Here is a 17,241-nt window from a genome sequence, read left to right as displayed (position 1 = left end):
TGACATGGCGGATACCAGAACGACGAAGCACGCGCAGGACCCCCGCGCGGCCGTGACGGCAGCGGTCGGGGACCGGCTCGGAAACACCATCAAGCGGGCCGAGCAGGCATTGATCGCGCGCAAGAACCAGGTGCTGCGCCAGTTCGACCTGACCGTTCCCCAGTACTCCGTACTGTTGCTGCTCTCACTCTTCCCGGGCGGGATGTCGGCCGCGCAACTCGCCCGGGAGAGCATGGTGACGCCGCAGACGATGTCGACGGTCCTCGCCAACCTGGAGAAGCACGGCCTGGTGGAGCGAGAGCCTTCCCCGCTCCACCAGAAGGTCATCGTCAACAAGCTGACCAGGGCCGGACGCGCCGTGCTGAAGAAGGCGGACAAGGAGGCCGTGCGCGTCGAGGACGGACTGCGGGCCGAGTTCACCCCGAAGGAGTTCGAGCAGTTCGAGAACTACCTGGAGCGGGCCATCAAGACGCTGAACGAAACGCAGTGAACCGGGTGGCTCCACAGCGGGCCACCCGGTCCCGGGCGTCCCGGCGCCCGACGGTCAGGCGGCGGCGCTCACCAGCAGGCACGACCAGGTGAACCCGGCCCCCGCGCTCACCACCAGGGCATACTCGCCCGGCGACAGGACGCGGTCGGCCCACAGCTCGGCCAGGCTGGCCGCCGCGTCCCCCGCGCCCAGGTGTCCCGTGTCTCCGCCCACCATCCGGATCTCGGCCGACAGCATCTTGCGCAGGGCCGGCGCATAGGCGAGGTCGAGGGTCTTCGCGCCCAGCCGCGGCGGAACGACGCAGTGCAGCAGCGGACTGTCGGGTGCCAGTCCGCCGGCGGCGAGGCAGCGCTCCACGACCGCCGTCAGGCTCTCCGCGCTGGCCCGGGTGAAGGCCTCCATGCCCTCACGCTCGAGGAAAGCCTTCTTCGTGCGGCGCATGTCCACCCGGTCGCTCACGGAGCGCGGCATCGCACCGAACGCGTCCCGTCCGCGGTGCATCCCTTCCAGTTGCGGCGCGGCGACCGTGGCGACCGCGTGCAGCAGCAGGTCCGCGGAACGCTCTTCGAGCGGGTGCAGCAGCAGCGCGGTGGCGCCGTCCCCGTAGGCGATCCCATAGTCTCCGCGCCAGCGGTCGAAGCCCGGTGCGGCGAACCGGTCGGCCGTCGTGACCAGGACGTCGCCGAGGCCGGGGTCGGCCAGCAGCCGGGCGGCGCCCACCTCGACGGCCGCCGCACCGCCGTTGCAGACCTGCTGGACACCCAGCGGCTCGGCCTGTCGGGCGCCGAGCTGATCGGCGATGTAATGCGGAGGCGACCAGAGGTCGTGCCCCTGGTAGTACATCCAGGCATGCAGCACCATGCCCAGCCCGGCCGGCGCAGTCCCGGTACTCTCCAGGGCCGTGCGCGCCGCCAGCACCGCCATCTCGGGAGGAGCCTTGTCCGCCACCGGCAGCGCCTCGTAACCGAGTTCCTCGGCCGTGTCCGCCTCCACCAGGCCTTGTTCGACGGCGTCCCGGGCGGTCTGACGTGCTTCGGGTATCCACGTGCTCAGGCCGGACAGACCCAGCGGTCTCGGTAGTCGCACAGCAATGCTCCGCTCGTCATCAGGGGCTTCATGATAAGCAGTTCACTTAGTAAAGTCAGCAGTCTGTCATCTGTCATCTGGAGGTAGAGGGCATGTCCAGTAGCGCGACGGGCATAGAGACACACACCGAGGGCTCCGTGCGGACGATCACCTTCGCCCGTCCCGAGCGTCGCAACGGCATGGACCTGTCCATGTTCGGCGCCTATTACGACGCCTTGGCCGAGGCTGACGCCGACGACGAGGTCCGCGCCGTCGTCGTCACGGGCGCGCGCAGCAGCTTCTGCTCGGGAGCGACCCCCGACCTGCTCGCCCAACTGGCCGATTCACAGGACTCGCCGGACGAGGACCCGGACTCGATCCTCGGACACCCCGCGCATCTTCCGCTGACCATGCGGACCCCGCTGATCGCAGCGATCAACGGCAGCGCGGCGGGCCTCGGCCTCGTGCACGCCCTGTACGCCGACGTCCGGTTCATGGCGGACGAGGCGCAGGTCTCGGCCGTGTTCAGCCGGTTCGGCCTGATCGCCGAGTACGGCGCGGCCTGGCTGCTGCCACGCCTGGTGGGCGTCGGCAACGCGACGGACCTGCTGCTGTCCTCCCGGGCCGTGGGCGCGCAGGAGGCGCTGCGGATGGGCCTGGTGCAGTACACCGCGCCTCGCGACACGGTGCTGGCGGCCGCCCAGGAGTACGCCCGCCAACTCGCCGAGACCTGCTCCCCGGCGTCCATGGCCGTCATCAAGCGCCAGATCCTGGACGGCCTGCGCATGCCGGCGGCCGACGCCGTGGCCGAGTCCGTCTCCCTCATGCGGGAATCGTTCACACGCCCTGACTTCCCCGAAGCCATGGCCGCCGTCCGGGAGCGCCGCAAGCCGGTCTTCGTACCGCGGTGATCCACGGTCCCGCGCCCTGCAGCGGCCGGCTTGTCACCCTCGAGGGCCGACTCCAGCAGCCCGCCCTCGCCGGTCAGCTGCAAGCCCTCGGCCTGGGCCCGGCCCACCAGCTCGTCAATCAGCCGGTCATCCGCAGACTTCGACGGCACCGCCTCGGACGGCTCGCCGGTCTCGACCTCGGTCACGTTGTCGCTGGTCATCGATGCATGACATGGCACGAGCGTGCCGTTGGTGGATCGCGTCAGAACTGTCGGTGGCGAGGGTCCATCCGCCACCGCCCGAGCACATGTCCTTGATCGCTACTAGCCGGAGGGTGAGGGAGGAGAGGGCGCCGTTCATTTTAACGGCCAGCGGCGGGCGGCCGGCCGCTGTCTCAGTGTGCGCCCGCCCCCTGCGTCGGCGACGCCGAAGCGCCCCAACTCTGTGGGGTGTCGCTCATCGTGAAACGCAACTGGCCGCCTCGCAGCAGGTCGGAGTGGCTCAGCACCGGCTTGGTGACGCTCCGGCCGTTCAGCGACAGCGACTGGACGTACTGCTTGTCCGCCGCCCCCGAGGCGCTGATCACCAGCGGACGGGACGCGGCCGGTAGCTGCACGATTGCCTGGTCGAAGAACGGGCTGCCCACCGAGTACTTCGCCGATGCCGGGTTGACCGGGTAGATGCCCAGCGAGGAGAGCACGTACCAGGCGGACATCTGGCCGCAGTCCTCGTTGCCGCTGAGGCCGTCCGTGCGGTTCGCGTAGTTCGCCGCGGCGATCTCGCGCACCTTCGCCTGCGTCTTCCACGGCTGGCCCGCGTAGTCGTAGAGGTAGGCGGCGTGGTGGCTCGGCTCGTTGGTGTGGTTGTTGTGGCCGCCGGCAAAGTAGCCGTCCAGCCACGACGCGAACCTTTCCTTGCCGCCCATCAGATCCATCAGCCCCGGCACATCGTGCAGGACGTCGAGCGTGTACACCCACTGGTCGCCTTCGGTCCAGCCGCCCCAGGCCCAGAAGCCGTTGCTGAAGCGGGCCTGCATGAAGCCGGTCGCGGGGTTGTACAGCTTCTTGAAGTTCGCGCTGCGTTTGAGGAACATCTCAGCGTCGTCGGTCTTGCCGACCGCCTTCGCGACCTGCGCGACCGCCCAGTCCTCGTACGCGTAGTCCAGCGTGCGGGACGCGGACTCCGCCGTACGTTCCGCGGCGACCCAGCCGTTCTGCTTGTAGTAGGTCAGGCCGGCCCGGGCTTCCACCGGAGTGCCCTCCTGGCGGTCGTAGTAGGCGAGTTCGGTGTCTTTCTCCGGCGGGGTCATCGCGTCCTTGTACACCGCCTCGTACGCGAGCTTGCGGTCGAAGCCGGTGAAACCCTTGGCGATGGCCTCCGCGATCACCGAGTCGGCGTTGGTGCCGACCATGATGTTGGTCTCGGTGATGTTCTTCCACATCGGCAGCCACCCGCCCTCCTGGTAATCGTGGAGCATCGAGGTGACCATGCCATCGATCCGCTCAGGGGCGAAGAGCGTCAGGAACGCGTTCTCGGCGCGGAAGGTGTCCCACAGCGAGTAGCCGGTGTAGCTGACTCCGGAGTGAACCTTGTCGTCGTACGCGCTGTAGTAGCGGCCGTGTTCGGAGTTCTCCGACGGGTACTGCAGCGCGTGGTACATCGACGTGTAGAAGACCGCCTGCTGGTCGGCGGTCCCGCCGCGCAGCTGGACCCGGTTCAGCTTCTGGTTCCACTGCGCGCGGGTCTTGTCGGCGATCTGCTCGAAGGACTGGTCGTTAGGGGCCTCGGCGGCCAGGTTGGCACGGGCCTGCTTCAGCGAGATGAACGACGTCGCGATACGCACCTGCACGGTCCGGGTGCCGGAGGGGAAGCGCACGTACGCGGACACGTCGCCGTCGGTGCGGTCGCCCTGGCCCTCGTGCAGCGTCCCGCCGGTAGCCGTGCCGTAGCTGTCGAAGCCGGTGTCGATCCGGGCGACGAAGTACCCCTTGAAGTTCGATGCCTTGAACGGGCCGAGGTTGCTGTCCTGGCGGTCCGGGTTGTAGCCGGTGATCTCGCGGGCGGCGGGATCGATGTGCACGTTGCCGATGACGCCCACACGGGTCGCCTGCAGCACGAAGTTGCTGTCCGCACCCTTGGGATACGTCATACGCAGCAGGCCGACGCGGGACGTGCCGGTCATCTCCGTCTTCAGCGTCCGGCCCGAACCGGCCTGCATCTCAACCGAGTAGCGGTCCGCAGCGGCGTGCTCGTCGGAGTGGCTGAACGGCAGCGCCCGGTCGCTGGCCGTCGTCTTCACGGAGCCCACGCCGGGCATGCCCGACACGTAACCGGAATCGCCCATCCAGATGGCCGGCTGATGGGTGCCGATGAAGCCGCTGATCTTCGTGTCGGAGTAGTGGTACGGCGTCCGGCTGACGTAGTTCTGCCGGGTCATCGGCGACCAGCGGGTCATCGCGAACGGCGGGGCGGTGCTCGGGATCATGCCGCCGTACTCGGTGGCGCTTTGGCCCGCCGTCCCGATGAACGGGTTGACCAGGTCCACGTTGGACCGGTTGGAAACCGCCCAGCCGGTGGTGGCGAACGGCGGGAGGAACGCGGCGACGAGCGCCGTCGCGATGACGAATGCCCACGCCAGGAGCGTCGACCGCGGACGTGGCAGGTGCACGGCGCCCGGGGCGCCGAGGGCCGGGGATCTGCCGCTGTGCATGCTGTCTGCCTCCAAAGCGCTTGACATCGTTGTCAGTTGATTTTTGGAGTCTGGCGCGAGAGTTGCCGGCGCACAAGATGCCGGAGGGGGAATTCCCGTGCGCGGGTGTTGGGGCCCGGTCGGCGGCCAGGCCGGCTACACCACCGGCATCCGCTCCTCCCGGGGGATCGAGCGGCGTTGTGAGGTCGTCGGTTCGAATCCGACAGGGGGCTCCGCAGAAGACCCAGGCCGGACAATGCTCCGGCCTGGGTCTTCTGCTGTGCGTTTTCGGATGTCACGGTGCCTGGCAGGCCCGATGGCTGCCGCTCGGGGTCGCCGGTGGGCCATCGGTATGCCGGTGCGTCAGGAGGTGCCGACCAGCCGGTGCAGTATTCCGGCGACCAGTGCGGTCTGGTGAGCCACCGTGTCCGGGTAGATGAACTCGTGCCTCGCATGGGCGCCCCCGCCGACCGCTCCCAGGCCACAGAGCACAGGAAGGCCCAGACCCGCGACGAAATTCGCGTCGCTGGCACCACCGACGGTGACGTCGGCGAGAGTCCGGCCGAGTTCTTCCGACACTGCTCGCGCGGTCTTCAACAGGGGCTCCGACGCGGAGTTCAGCGTCATCGGCGGCCGGTTCCAGCCGTGCCGGACATCGATACGGACGCGCGGGTCGCTCACCTGGATCTCGTCGAACGCGGCGTCCACCCGGTCCTGCTCCGCCTGGGTGAGAACACGGATGTCGATGCTCGCGGAAGCCTGTCCGGCCACGACGTTCGTTCCGGATCCGCCGCTGATACGCCCTACGTTGACCGTGGTTCCCTCCGCGGGTGCGGCAGTGGCCGCAGCACCCGTGACGAACTCGGCGAGCGCGTGGATCGCGCTGGCCCCGTCCTCGGGGTTCAGCCCGGCGTGTGCTTCCACTCCGGTGGCCGTCACCGTGAAGATTCCACCGCCCTTGCGGCCTGTTTTGACGGCACCGTCCACACTCGCCTCAAGTACCAGCGTGGCATCCACGGATGCCGCGACCCGTTCGATCACCGTTCGGGACGAGAGGGAGCCGATCTCCTCGTCGCCGTTGAGGACGAAGGTCACGGTGGGCACTGCCGCACCGCTTTCGCGGAGCAGTTTGAGAGCCCAGATGCCCTGAGCGAGGCCCGTCTTCATGTCGAAGATGCCGGGCCCGCTCAGACGTTCCCGGCCGTCTGAGTCACGGTGGGAGGCGATCGGCCAGTTCGCGAGTGTGCCCCGCGGCCACACGGTGTCGTAGTGGCCGACGATCGCGACGTGCCCTGGGCCGTGCCCTTCGTAGGTGATGACCACGGTGTCGCCCTGTTCGCCGCCAGGGTGCCGTTCCACTTCTGTGGGGGTGCCGAGTCGGCGGGTGACGAGGGTGCTCAGCAGTTCAAGGCCGTGATCGAGACCGGGGAGGTCGTAACTGTGGGTCTCGCAGGCGACGAGGTCGGTGATGTCGGTGAGGATGTCCGCAGCGGCGGCGTCGGCGCTGCGGGCGAGCTCGGAGATCATGGTGCGGTCGCTCCGTGGAAATGTGGGGGATGCGGGGGATACGGGAGATTCGGGGTCAGGCGCCGGGGCCGAAGGGGATGCCGAGCAGATACCAGGCCAGAACGAAGGCGACCCACACCACCCAGACGACAGCGGCCAGCGGGATGGTGAACGAGGCGAGCGTGCCGATCCCCGCCGACTTCCGGTAGCGCTGGATGAAGCCGAGAGCCATCGCGAAGTACGGGCTCATGGGCGTGATGCAGTTGCTGACGGAGTCGGCCACCCGGTAGACGGCCTGGGTGGCCTCAGGGCTGATCCCGATGAGCATGAGCATGGGGATGAACACCGGTGCGGCCAGCGCCCAGAGCGCGGATCCGCTGGTGATGGCCAGGTTCATGAAGGTGACCAGGACGGCTATCCCCAGCAGGACCACCCACCCGTGCACGCCGAGGTTCTGCAGCGCTTCCGCGCCCCGTATCGCGAGCACCTCGCCGATGTGACTCCACTTGAAGTAGGCGAGGAACTGGGAGATGGCGAAGAACAGCACCAGGATCGGCGCCATGGACCGGGCGCCCTCGATCATGGCCGCCACTACGTCCCGGGACCCGGGGAGGGATCCCGTGATCCGGCCGTACACGGTGCCCAGCAGCGCGAAGAAGATACCCAGGAGAAGGGCCATGCCCGAGAACAGCGGGGACTGGACCACACTGCCCCCTTCGCCGCGCAGCGGAGACGTCGTCGGCAGCATGACGAGGATCAGAGCGGCCACGAAGGCCAGCGCGACCAGTCCGGTCATCCGCAGGGCGCGGCGCTCAGCGGAGGTGACCTCGACGTCGGTCAGTTCCGCGGCGTTCAGGTCCGAGGCGGGTTCGTCGGTCTCCAGATCAGGGCGGCGGGCCAGGACCTTCTCGGTGACCAGGGTGATGACGAGGGCGACGAGCACCGAGGATGCGAGGCTGAAGTAGTAGTTCGCCACAGGAGTGACGACGTAATTCGGGTCGATCGTCTGCGCGGCGGCGGTGGAGATCGTGGACAGCAGTACGTCGGTGGTCGTCAGCGAGGGCGAGGCGTCGTAGCCCGCCGAGATGGAGACGAACGCGACTATGCAGCCGAGCACGGGGCTGCGGCCGGCGGCGCGGAACACCAGAGCGCCCAGGGGGATGAGCGTCACGTAGGCGGCGTCGCCGGCGACGTGGCCGACCATCGCGGTCATGGACAGGGCGAAAGTCAGGTACTTGCCCGGTACCCGTGCGACGAGGCGACGCAGCAGGGCACTGAACAGTCCGCTGCGCTCGGCCACCGCGATGCCGAGCATCACCGTGATGATTGTGGCCAGCGGGGGGAAGCCGGCGAAGTTCTCCACCGCCTCCTCGACCATCATGGCGATGCCGTCGTGGCTGAGCAGGCTGCGTACCTCGACGGTCTCGTCGCCTCCGGGCTGGACGGCGCCGAGACCTGCTGCGGACAAGACCGCGCTCAGCGCGATGACAAGCAGTGCCAGCAGCCAGAACAGCCAGAAGGGATGGGGCAGTCTGTTGCCCACCCTCTCGATCACGGCGAAGCTGCGGAAGGCTGCCCGCAGCACCTTCGGCTGCGGGGCCACCTCTTTGGTGGTCAGCTCATGGGGCATCGCAAAAGAAAACCTTTCCGCAAGAAGGGAAACAGGGGAGTGAAGGACTCCGTGGGGGATTTGGTCGCATCCGGACCGCCGATCCGGGGTGGTCGACCGCGCTGCATCATCGTGTGCATTTCTGGCCAGTAGGGCCGAAAATCTTCGAAAATCGCTTTCTGGAGGCCCTGCATGCACGATTTCGCCGACTCGCTCCCGGACAGCCGCTTGGAGGAGGCCGACCTCGCGCTCGCCAACTGTCTGCAGATCGCGCCGCGCGCCTCATGGGCCACGCTCGGCGACGTCCTGGGGGTCAGCGCCGCCACGGCGGCCCGACGCTGGCGGCGGCTGGCCTCCACGGGACAGGCATGGGTCACCGCGACCGGCGGTTCCAGCCTGTGGCGCTCGCTGTGTGATGCCTTTCTCGACATTCAGTGCCATCCGGCACAGCGCGGCCGGGTGGCACTCGCACTGGCCCGCGATCCGAGAACCAAATCGGTGATGGAGGTCGCCAGCGGCCGTGATCTGCATGTCAACGTCATCACCAGCGATCTGCAGGCACTGTCGCGCTTCGTCCTGGACCAGGTCAGTTGCCTCCCCGGGGTGGTGAAGGTCGATGTGCAGATCAGCACGCACACCTATATCTCCGGAAGCGCCTGGCGGCTGGACGCCCTGTCCCGCAACCAGCGCGAGCGCCTGCAACCCGCGGCTGCGCCGAGCCGGCCCGCGAGCACCGGGTGGTTGTCACCTGCCGACCGCACGCTCCTGCTGGCACTGGCTCCGGACGGCAGACTGCCGGTCACCGAGCTCGCCGAACGCACCGGCGCCAGTCACACGGCGACCCGCCGCAGGCTGTCCCGGCTGGAGCACACGGGGGCGATCTCCTTCCGCTGCGAGATCTCCCAACACCTCACGGGCTGGCCGGTGACGACGCTTCTTTGGGGCCGGGTCCCTTCGGGCGACCGCAAGCGCGTCAGCGAGCGACTGGCCCGCATGCCCGAGATCCGCCTGCTGGTCGCCACCAGCGGCGGCACCAACTTCCGGGTATCCGCCTGGCTGCGTTCCACCGCCGGCGCGCACGATCTGGAGGACCGGATCACCGCCGCTCTGCCCGAATTCGAAATCGTCGAGCACGCCGTCGTGCTGCGTACGGTGAAACGGCTCGGCTGGATTCTGGACGATCTCGGGCGGCGCAGGGAGTGCGCCCCCATCGACCCGTGGTGCCCGAAGGACACCCGTATCCCGTCGGCGGACCCGGACGAGTACCAGGAGTGACGGCGGAAGGATGACGTGGAACACCTCGGGCACCGGGCCGCCAGTGTTCGCGCCGGGGCGCTCAGCGGCCGGCCGCTGAACGGGGCGGACCGGCCACGGGCACCTGCCACCACCCGGTGGCAGGTGCCTGTCCGTCCGTCTGCTCAGTGCCGCCCTGACAGCCGGTCCGCAGCCCTCGCGATGGGGTCCGTGCCAAGGCGGGGCGACGTGAGTTCGCGGCGGTCGGCGGCCCGGTAGGCGGCGTACATGCCGTGGACGCCGAGCCAGCGGAAGGGCTCCGGCTCCCAGCGGCGGACCCGGTGATTGACCCAGGGCAGCGTGGTCAGTTCCGTGGGGCCGGACTGGCCGGAGTCCTGCTGGATCAGGTCGCGCAGGGTACGGGCGGCGAGGTTGGTGGTGGCCACGCCGGAACCGACGTAGCCGCCGGCCCAGCCGAGGCCGGTGGAGCGGTCGAGGGTGACGGTGGCGCACCAGTCGCGGGGGACGCCGAGGACCCCGGACCAGGCGTGGTCGATGCGGGCGCCCCCGGTGGTGGGGAAGAGGCGGACGAGGATGTCGCGGAGGGCCTCGATGGTGGCGGGCTGGGTGCGGCCGTCGTTGTCCGTGCCGGAGCCGTAGCGGTACGGCACGCCGCGGCCGCCGAGTGCGATGCGGTCGTCCGCGGTGCGCTGGGCGTACATGTAGGCGTGGGCCATGTCGCCGAGGGTTTCGCGGCCGTCCCAGCCGATGGTGTCCCACACGGACCGGGGGAGCGGCTCGGTGGCGATCATCGAGGAGTTCATGGGGAGCCAGGTGCGCCTGAGGCCCTTGAGGTTCGCGGTGAAGCCCTCGGTGCAGCGCAGTATGTACGGGGCGCGGACGGTGCCGTACGGAGTGTGGGCGTGCTTGGGCTTGATCTCGGTGACCGGCGTCGACTCGTGGATGGTGACGCCGAGCGCCTCGACGGTCGCGGCGAGGCCCTTGACGAGTTTGACCGGGTGCAGGCGGGCGCCGTGCGGGGTCCAGGTGGAACCGACGGCTCCGGTGACGTTGATGCGCTCGCCGGTCTCACGGGCACCGTGCAGGACGCGGTCCTTCTCGCCGAAGGCGATCTCGACGGAGTGGAAGTCCTTGAGCCGGGCCAGCTGGGCGGGGGTGTAGGCGACTTCGAGGACACCGCCCTGGTGGATGTCGGCGTCGATGTTCTCCTCGGCGGCCACGCGGACGACCTCGTCGACCGTGTTGTTCATCGCCTGCTGGAGGCGGACGGCGGCTTCGTGGCCGTGGAGCTTGGCGTAGCGGTCGCGGCCTGCGATGCCGTTGTACAGCCAGCCGCCGTTGCGCCCGGAGGCGCCGTAGCCGCAGAACTTGGCTTCGAGGACGGTGATGTTGAGGAAGGGGACGGCCTTCTTGAGGTAGTAGGCGGTCCACAGTCCGGTGTATCCGCCGCCGACGATGCAGATGTCGGCGGTGGCGTCGCCGGGCAGGGGTTCCCGGGGAGTGGGGGTGCCTTGGTCCGCGTACCAGAACGATATGCCGCCGTTGACGGTGCTGACGGTGCTCATGTTGCCCCTGCTTTGTCCGGTGTGAAGCCTTGCGTGAGGTCGTACTTCTCTGGGGCGGGACGTTACTGCGCCGGAGGGGATTTCGTCCTGTGCCGGGACCGGGTCAGTGGGTAGCAGGCGAGGCCGATGAGTACGGAGGTGAAGTGGCCGAGGTCGGTGAAGGTGCGGCCGGCGATGAGCGGGATGCCGTAGAAGACGAGCACGGCGAAGAGGTACACGTACCGCCAGGGCGCGGGGATACGGTACGTGAGGACCGCGATGACGCCCGCGAGCGCGTAACTGACGCCGATATCGAGCGTGTTGGCGGCGGCCGGCGGTGCGTGTCCGTGTCGGACGGCCCAGGCCAGGACGCCTTCGCTGACAAGGGTGGCGAGGGCATGGGCCGCGATGGCGACGGCGAGCCAGCGCAAGGTGCCGAGCCAGCGTTCGGCAGGGGCGTGAAAGACGGTGTAGAGGACGGCGTACGGAATCCAGTGGCCGCCGTCGATCCAGAACGCGCTGCTGATCAGTACGCGTACGGGGTCCTGGGAGAGTTCGTGGATGTTGGTCGAGCGCTGGCGCAGGAAGTCCTCTTCGAAGTCCGGTGACAGCTGGTGGACGATGACGGTGGTGACGAAGAGCGCGGTCAGCCAGATGTAGGTGCCGGGTGCGCTGCGGATCCATGAGCCGACGCTGCGAATCCATGCGCCGGCGCGGGTGCGCGGCCGGGTGGGCGGGGCGGGGCTGCTCGGAGTCATATCCGATTGATGCACGGCTCCGCGACCGTCCGGGTGATTGACATTCCGGACGAGCTGATCGACACCCGGTCCAAGTCAACGGGGCGGCAGTGCGGGCCCTTCGCGCGGAGCTGCCGGGGGCGGGGCCAGCGGGGTACGAGCCCGTGCTCAGCCCCGCGACGCACCCATTTGTCGGTCGGTCCTACGCTGCCCTCATGATTCGCACCGCTACCCCTGCCGATGTTCCCGTCATCCACGCCATGATCCGTGAGCTGGCCGACTACGAGAAGGTCCTGCACGAGGCGAACGCCACCGAGGAGCAGCTGCACGAGGCGCTGTTCGGCGAGCGGCCCGCCGCGTATGCGCACATCGCCGAGTCGGACGACGACGGCGAGGTCGTCGGCTTCGCACTGTGGTTCCTGAACTTCTCCACGTGGCGCGGGGTGCACGGCATCTACCTGGAGGATCTGTACGTACGTCCGCAGCGGCGCGGCGGCGGGTACGGGAAGGCGTTGCTGACGGAGCTGGCGCGGATATGTGTGGAGCGCGGCTACGAGCGCCTGGAGTGGTCGGTGCTGAACTGGAACACCCCGTCCATCGCGTTCTACGAGTCGCTGGGTGCGCGGCCGCAGGAGGAGTGGACGGTGTACCGGCTGACGGACGGGGCCTTGTCGAAGCTCGGTGGCCGGTAGGTCCTGATACCGGGACCGGGCCGGATTCAGGTACGGGGGAAGCGGGTCTGGAGGTCCCAGATCACGGGGTTGTCGGCGAGCCCCTCGTGCATGTCGGCGAGGTCGGCGATCAAATCATGCAGGAAGTCGCGGGCCTCGCGGCGCAGCAGCGAATGGCTGAAGGTGAGCGGGGGCTCGTCGCCGGCCATCCAGTCGGCCTCGATGTCCACCCAGCCGAAGCGGCGCTCGAAGAGCATCCGGTCGGACGACTCCGTGAAGTCCAGCTCGGCGAACTGCCGCCGGTGCGAGCGGTTGCCGCGCGGATCCTGGTCGATCTGCTCGACGATGTCGCACAGCGCCCACGCGAAGTCGAGCACCGGCACCCATCCCCAGGCTGTGGACACCTCGCGGTCCGCCTTGGTGTCCGCGAGGTAGACGTCCCCGGAGAAGAGATCGTGCCGCAGGGCGTGGACGTCCGCGTGGCGGTAGTCGGTCTGCGGGGGATCGGGGAAGCGTCGGGAGAGGGAGTAGCCGATGTCGAGCACGGTTCGATGGTGTCATGCCCGCGCGTGCGTCAACGCCGTGGCGGTCGGTTACCGGATCAGGTGATCAAAGGGAAGAACCGGCAGAGGGGCGTGAAGAGGGCATTGCGAAGGAGCGGGCTCTGAGCGTGCTGCGGACTCTGGGGGGTGGGCCGCGGCTTGCACATCCGGGCCACGACACGGATGAGCGCGGGCGGGGAGCTCAAACCCGGTCGGTGCGCACGCGGAAACCCCCGGCTGTCAGGGAATTCGGACGGCAGGGGGCTTCCGCGTGATGAGCTCTTGCGTCAGATGTTGACGCCGAAGTCCTGCGCGATGCCGCGCAGGCCCGAGGCGTAACCCTGGCCGACCGCGCGGAACTTCCACTCCGCGCCGTTGCGGTAGAGCTCGCCGAAGACCATGGCCGTCTCGGTGGCGGCGTCCTCGCTCAGGTCGTAACGCGCGATCTCGGTGCCGCCGGCCTGGTTGATGATGCGGATGAACGCGTTGCGCACCTGGCCGAAGTTCTGGCTGCGGGTCTCGGCGTCGTAGATCGAGACCGGGAAGACGATCTTGTCGACGTCGGCCGGCAGGCCTGCCAGGTTGACGTTGATCTGCTCGTCGTCGCCCTCGCCCTGGCCCGTGAGGTTGTCACCGGTGTGGACGATGGTCTGGTCCGGTGTCGACTTGTTGTTGAAGAAGACGAAGTGGCCGTCGGAGACGACCTTGCCGCCCGCGTTGACCGCGATCGCCGAGGCGTCGAGGTCGAAGTCGGTGCCGGTGGTGGAGCGGACGTCCCAGCCGAGGCCGACTGTGACGGCGGTCAGGCCCGGGGCCTCCTTGGTGAGGGAGACGTTGCCGCCCTTGGACAGGCTTACAGCCATGGGAAGACCCTTTCATTGTCGCTTGCGGGCTTCATGCCATCACGAAGCTGCCGTTACAGGTCATAACGTGGGCGGGGGGCCAGGAGGTTCCTGCTCGCTTTACTTTCTTTACCGAAGCCCCCGGTCGGTTCGGCGGCCAATCGTGGGCGAGGCCGTAGGGTTCGTACGACAAAAGAAGGTGACGAACGCCCTGTGGGCCAGGGAACATGGGTGTCATGTCCGGGCCCTATGTCATCCGTGGTTCGGTCTCTCTGCCGGAGGCCGAGCTCATGTGGCGTTTCTCGCGGTCCTCCGGGCCCGGCGGGCAGCACGTCAACACCAGCGACTCCCAGGTGGAGCTCCGCTTCGACCTCGTGGCGACCGAGTCGCTTCCCGAGGTGTGGAAGGAGCGGGCGCTCCAGCGTTTGGAGAGCAGGCTCGTGGGCGGGGTGATCACGGTACGGGCGTCCGAGCACCGCTCCCAGTGGCGCAACCGTGAGACGGCTCTCGTGCGGCTCGCGTCCCTGCTGGCCGAGGCCACGGCGCCGCCCCCCAGGCCACGCCGCAAGACCAGGATTCCGCGAGGCATCAACGAACGCCGCCTGCGCGAGAAGAAGCAGCGCGGCGAGACGAAGCGCGGCCGCTCCGGCCGCGACTGGTAGCCGCGCCTGCCCGATCCGCGCGCGCCCCGCCTCCCGCGTGACCGGACGACAGCCAGGCCCGTACGACGGACAGCGCCCGTGCGATGCACCGCGCCCGTGCGACGCCGGGCCCCGTTCACCGCCAACTGCGTGATGCCGCCCCCTCACCCCAGCTGCCGGTACCGCCCCCGGAAGTACGTCAGCGGCGATCCGTCCCCGCTCGGCAGGGCCGCGCTCAGCACCCGGCCGATCACCAGCGTGTGGTCGCCTGCCAGGACTCGCTGTTCGGTGCGGCACTCCAGCGTGGCCAGCGCGCCTCCGACCAGTGGTGCATGGCTGAACTCTCCCCTTGTATATGGGATGTCCTCGAACAGCAGCCGGTCGCTGATCCGGCCCCTCATCGCGAACCGTCCGGCGATGTGCCGCTGGCTCTCGGCGAGCACGGAGACCGCCCACAGCGGCTGCTCCGACAGCAGATCGTCCATCCGTGAGCCGTTGCGCAGGCTGACCATGACCAGTGGGGGGTCCAGCGACACCGACATGAAGGCGGTCGCCGTCATCCCGACGTCCTCACCGCGCCCGTTCTCGTCGAGCGGCGGCTCCTCGGCGGTGATCAGCACGACTCCGGCGGCCAGCCGGGAGAGGGCGCCTCGGAACTCATCGTTGCTCACCCCCTCAGCATGGGGGATGGGCTCGTAAGGCGGGGCGGGGAGTTTCGTCTGCAACACGTATGCACGCTAGCCGCGGACGGTGTGCCGTCGCATCGGGCCAGGGGACCAGCCGGGTCCTAGGACCCGCGGCCCATCGCGGCGGTGGTCAGGCGCCGCACCGCCCGGATGTGCGTTCAGGGAAAGGACGGGCCACATCCGCAGTGAGCTCGAACCCTTTCATCATCTGTTGTGACTTGAGTCACAGAGGGCAATATTTGCTGACCCTGTGTACCGACTGCGCAGCTCAGTGTGATTCAGTGGCCGTGACACTGAAGCAGGTACGCCGATAAAACCTGGAGTGCTGTCGAGGTCTCGGGGAGTGCGAGCAATGGAGGCCGAGTCGGAGCCGTACGTCCGTCTTGCGACGATGCGGCAGCTGCACCAGGCCGTGGCCGATCTCAATACGGCGCGGAGCCTGGCCGACACGCTGCAGACCGTGGCCGACGGAATCGTCGCCGGTCTCGGCTACGAGCTGGCCTGCGTGAACCTGGTCCGCCCCGACGGCGATCTCGTCGTCGCCGCCTTCGCCGGCAATAGCGCCGCAGAAGCCCTGATCACCGGCCGTGTGGGCTCGCGCAGCTCCTGGGAGCGCAGGCTTTCGATGGGTGAGCCCTGGGACGAGCTCCGCTTCATTCCCCACACTGACGGCTGGGTCCTCCTCGACGACGACGTACCGCAGTGGCACACCGAGGGCCCCGAACCCCGCTTCGAGGACGAGTGGCACCCCGAGGACCGGCTCTACGCCCCTATGTACGCGTCCGGCGGCGGTCTCGATCTTCTGGGTGTCATATCCGTCGACCGCCCGCGCAACGGCCGCCGCCCCGGCGCCTGGGGCCGTGAGGCCCTCCAGATGTACGCATCACAGGCGGCCATTGCGATCAGCAACGCCCGGCTGAGAGCGAACATGCAACGCGCCCTGGTCCGTTTGGAGCGTGAACAGCAGGCGCTTCGGGCCAGCGAGGAGTCTTTCCGCCAGGCCTTCGAGTACGCCCCCAGTGGCATGGCCATCGCCGAGATGGGCGGCGACCAGCACGGCAGGCTGCTGCGCACCAACGACGCCCTGTGCCGGCTGCTCGGCCGCCCCGCGTCCGTCCTGCGCCGCTACTCCTTCGCCGACCTCGTCCACCCCGAGGACATCGGCACCCTGCTGCGCACCTCCGCCGAGGGCGGCCGCGCCGAGCTGCGGCTCGGGCGGCGGGACGGCGCCTATCTCTGGGTCTCGCTGCGCAACTCCGTCGTCGCCGACACCGCGGACGGCCCGCGCTTCCTGCTCACCCATGTCGAGGACATAGAGGAGCGCAAGCGCCACGAGCTGCATCTCGCGCACCGCGCCTCGCACGATGCGCTCACCGGTCTGCCCAACAGCGCAGAGCTGCGCTCCCGGCTCAGCTCCCGGCTCTGCGAGCGCCCGCACTCGGCGGCCACCACCCCGGTGGAGACGCTGGACGCGGCGTATGGCGACGTCGGCGACCCGGACGCGCGGACACATGGCTACGACGTGGACTCGGCACCCGACGGCCCATACGACCACCATGTGCATTCCGTTGCGCCGGACACCGAGAACGACGACGGGGCGAAGGGCCTCGCGGTCCTCTTCTGCGACCTCGACGGCTTCAAGTCGATCAACGACCGCTTCGGCCACCACACCGGTGATGCCGTGCTGATCGAGGTCGCCCGCCGTCTCAGCGCCTGCGTCCGTGACGGCGACACGGTCGCCCGCCTCGGGGGTGACGAGTTCGTCGTTCTCGCCGACGGACTCGGCGCCGCAGACGCCGCGGACCTGGCCGTACGCCTCCGTAACGCCATCATTCCGCCCATTCGGGTCGACGGCCGGGCGGTGCGCGTCGGGGCGAGCTTCGGTATCGGCTGGGCCGCCTGCGGCATGACCGCCGAAGAGGTACTGCGCTCCGCCGACCAGCGGATGTACGTGGAGAAGCGGTCCCGGTCGAAGGTTCACCGCAGGGCCGGCTGACGTTTACGACAGGGCTGTTCCCGCATCACACCGCGGTTCCAGGACGTGCGACGGCAATTCTTGGTGCGGGTCGTTCAAG

At 68.8% G+C, this 17,241-nt stretch carries 15 protein-coding genes; 6 read left to right on the top strand and 9 right to left on the bottom strand.

All coding sequences use genetic code 11. From position 1 onward, the window contains the following. Positions 1 to 4: 4 nt before the first annotated feature. Positions 5 to 490, top strand: coding sequence for a MarR family winged helix-turn-helix transcriptional regulator (locus ABT115_RS05290; RefSeq protein WP_351784247.1), 486 nt, complete (start codon positions 5 to 7; stop codon positions 488 to 490). Positions 491 to 544: 54 nt separating this feature from the next. Here ABT115_RS05290 and ABT115_RS05285 read toward each other — a convergent pair whose 3' ends face one another. Continuing rightward, positions 545 to 1,576, bottom strand: a complete 1,032-nt coding sequence (locus ABT115_RS05285; RefSeq protein ID WP_351784245.1) for a 3-oxoacyl-[acyl-carrier-protein] synthase III C-terminal domain-containing protein — start codon at positions 1,574 to 1,576, stop codon at positions 545 to 547. Positions 1,577 to 1,668: 92 nt separating this feature from the next. Here ABT115_RS05285 and ABT115_RS05280 point away from each other — a divergent pair, with 92 nt between their 5' ends. Then, positions 1,669 to 2,466, top strand: coding sequence for an enoyl-CoA hydratase-related protein (locus ABT115_RS05280; protein WP_351784243.1), 798 nt, complete (start codon positions 1,669 to 1,671; stop codon positions 2,464 to 2,466). A gap of 373 nt (positions 2,467 to 2,839) precedes the next feature. Here the strand turns inward: ABT115_RS05280 and ABT115_RS05270 are convergent, their stop codons facing one another. The 3 genes from ABT115_RS05270 to ABT115_RS05260 all read right to left on the bottom strand — a co-directional run bounded on the left by ABT115_RS05270 (position 2,840) and on the right by ABT115_RS05260 (position 8,270). Continuing rightward, complete coding sequence (locus ABT115_RS05270) at positions 2,840 to 5,155, bottom strand: GH92 family glycosyl hydrolase (protein WP_351784241.1); 2,316 nt, start codon at positions 5,153 to 5,155, stop codon at positions 2,840 to 2,842. A gap of 342 nt (positions 5,156 to 5,497) precedes the next feature. Then, a complete protein-coding gene (locus ABT115_RS05265) occupies positions 5,498 to 6,661 on the bottom strand; it encodes a M20 family metallopeptidase (protein WP_351784239.1) in 1,164 nt (387 codons plus the stop codon). Positions 6,662 to 6,716: 55 nt separating this feature from the next. Continuing rightward, complete coding sequence (locus ABT115_RS05260) at positions 6,717 to 8,270, bottom strand: AbgT family transporter (protein ID WP_351784237.1); 1,554 nt, start codon at positions 8,268 to 8,270, stop codon at positions 6,717 to 6,719. Between the two features lie 171 nt (positions 8,271 to 8,441). Between ABT115_RS05260 and ABT115_RS05255 the strand changes: the two genes are divergently transcribed. Beyond that, on the top strand, positions 8,442 to 9,524 hold the full coding sequence (locus ABT115_RS05255) for an AsnC family transcriptional regulator (RefSeq protein WP_351784235.1): 1,083 nt from the start codon (positions 8,442 to 8,444) through the stop codon (positions 9,522 to 9,524). 143 nt (positions 9,525 to 9,667) lie between these two features. Here ABT115_RS05255 and ABT115_RS05250 read toward each other — a convergent pair whose 3' ends face one another. Continuing rightward, positions 9,668 to 11,068, bottom strand: coding sequence for an NAD(P)/FAD-dependent oxidoreductase (locus ABT115_RS05250; RefSeq protein ID WP_351784233.1), 1,401 nt, complete (start codon positions 11,066 to 11,068; stop codon positions 9,668 to 9,670). Between the two features lie 62 nt (positions 11,069 to 11,130). Beyond that, positions 11,131 to 11,805 carry a rhomboid-like protein gene (locus ABT115_RS05245; RefSeq protein ID WP_351784231.1) on the bottom strand — a complete coding sequence of 225 codons (675 nt, stop codon included), beginning with the start codon at positions 11,803 to 11,805 and terminating at the stop codon, positions 11,131 to 11,133. A 194-nt stretch (positions 11,806 to 11,999) separates the two neighbouring features. Here ABT115_RS05245 and ABT115_RS05240 point away from each other — a divergent pair, with 194 nt between their 5' ends. Beyond that, a complete protein-coding gene (locus tag ABT115_RS05240; RefSeq protein WP_351784229.1) occupies positions 12,000 to 12,476 on the top strand; it encodes a GNAT family N-acetyltransferase in 477 nt (158 codons plus the stop codon). A gap of 26 nt (positions 12,477 to 12,502) precedes the next feature. Here the strand turns inward: ABT115_RS05240 and ABT115_RS05235 are convergent, their stop codons facing one another. Beyond that, complete coding sequence (locus ABT115_RS05235) at positions 12,503 to 13,000, bottom strand: hypothetical protein (RefSeq protein WP_351784227.1); 498 nt, start codon at positions 12,998 to 13,000, stop codon at positions 12,503 to 12,505. 284 nt (positions 13,001 to 13,284) lie between these two features. Beyond that, positions 13,285 to 13,860 (bottom strand): TerD family protein, encoded by a 576-nt coding sequence (locus ABT115_RS05230; RefSeq protein WP_351784225.1) that lies wholly within the window; start codon positions 13,858 to 13,860, stop codon positions 13,285 to 13,287. A 206-nt stretch (positions 13,861 to 14,066) separates the two neighbouring features. On the opposite strand from ABT115_RS05230, the gene arfB reads away from it, so the two are divergent. Then, on the top strand, positions 14,067 to 14,501 hold the full coding sequence (gene arfB, locus ABT115_RS05225) for an alternative ribosome rescue aminoacyl-tRNA hydrolase ArfB (protein ID WP_351784223.1): 435 nt from the start codon (positions 14,067 to 14,069) through the stop codon (positions 14,499 to 14,501). 143 nt (positions 14,502 to 14,644) lie between these two features. Here the strand turns inward: arfB and ABT115_RS05220 are convergent, their stop codons facing one another. Next, complete coding sequence (locus tag ABT115_RS05220; RefSeq protein ID WP_351784221.1) at positions 14,645 to 15,151, bottom strand: flavin reductase family protein; 507 nt, start codon at positions 15,149 to 15,151, stop codon at positions 14,645 to 14,647. A 367-nt stretch (positions 15,152 to 15,518) separates the two neighbouring features. On the opposite strand from ABT115_RS05220, the gene cdgB reads away from it, so the two are divergent. Beyond that, entirely contained in the window at positions 15,519 to 17,162 is a 1,644-nt protein-coding gene (gene cdgB, locus ABT115_RS05215) for a diguanylate cyclase CdgB (protein ID WP_351784219.1), read from the top strand. The last annotated feature ends 79 nt before the right edge of the window (positions 17,163 to 17,241 follow it).

Source organism: Streptomyces sp. NPDC001832 (assembly GCF_040297265.1).
Classification (GTDB): Bacteria; Actinomycetota; Actinomycetes; order Streptomycetales; family Streptomycetaceae; genus Streptomyces.
This window is presented reverse-complemented; position numbering and strand designations above follow the sequence as displayed.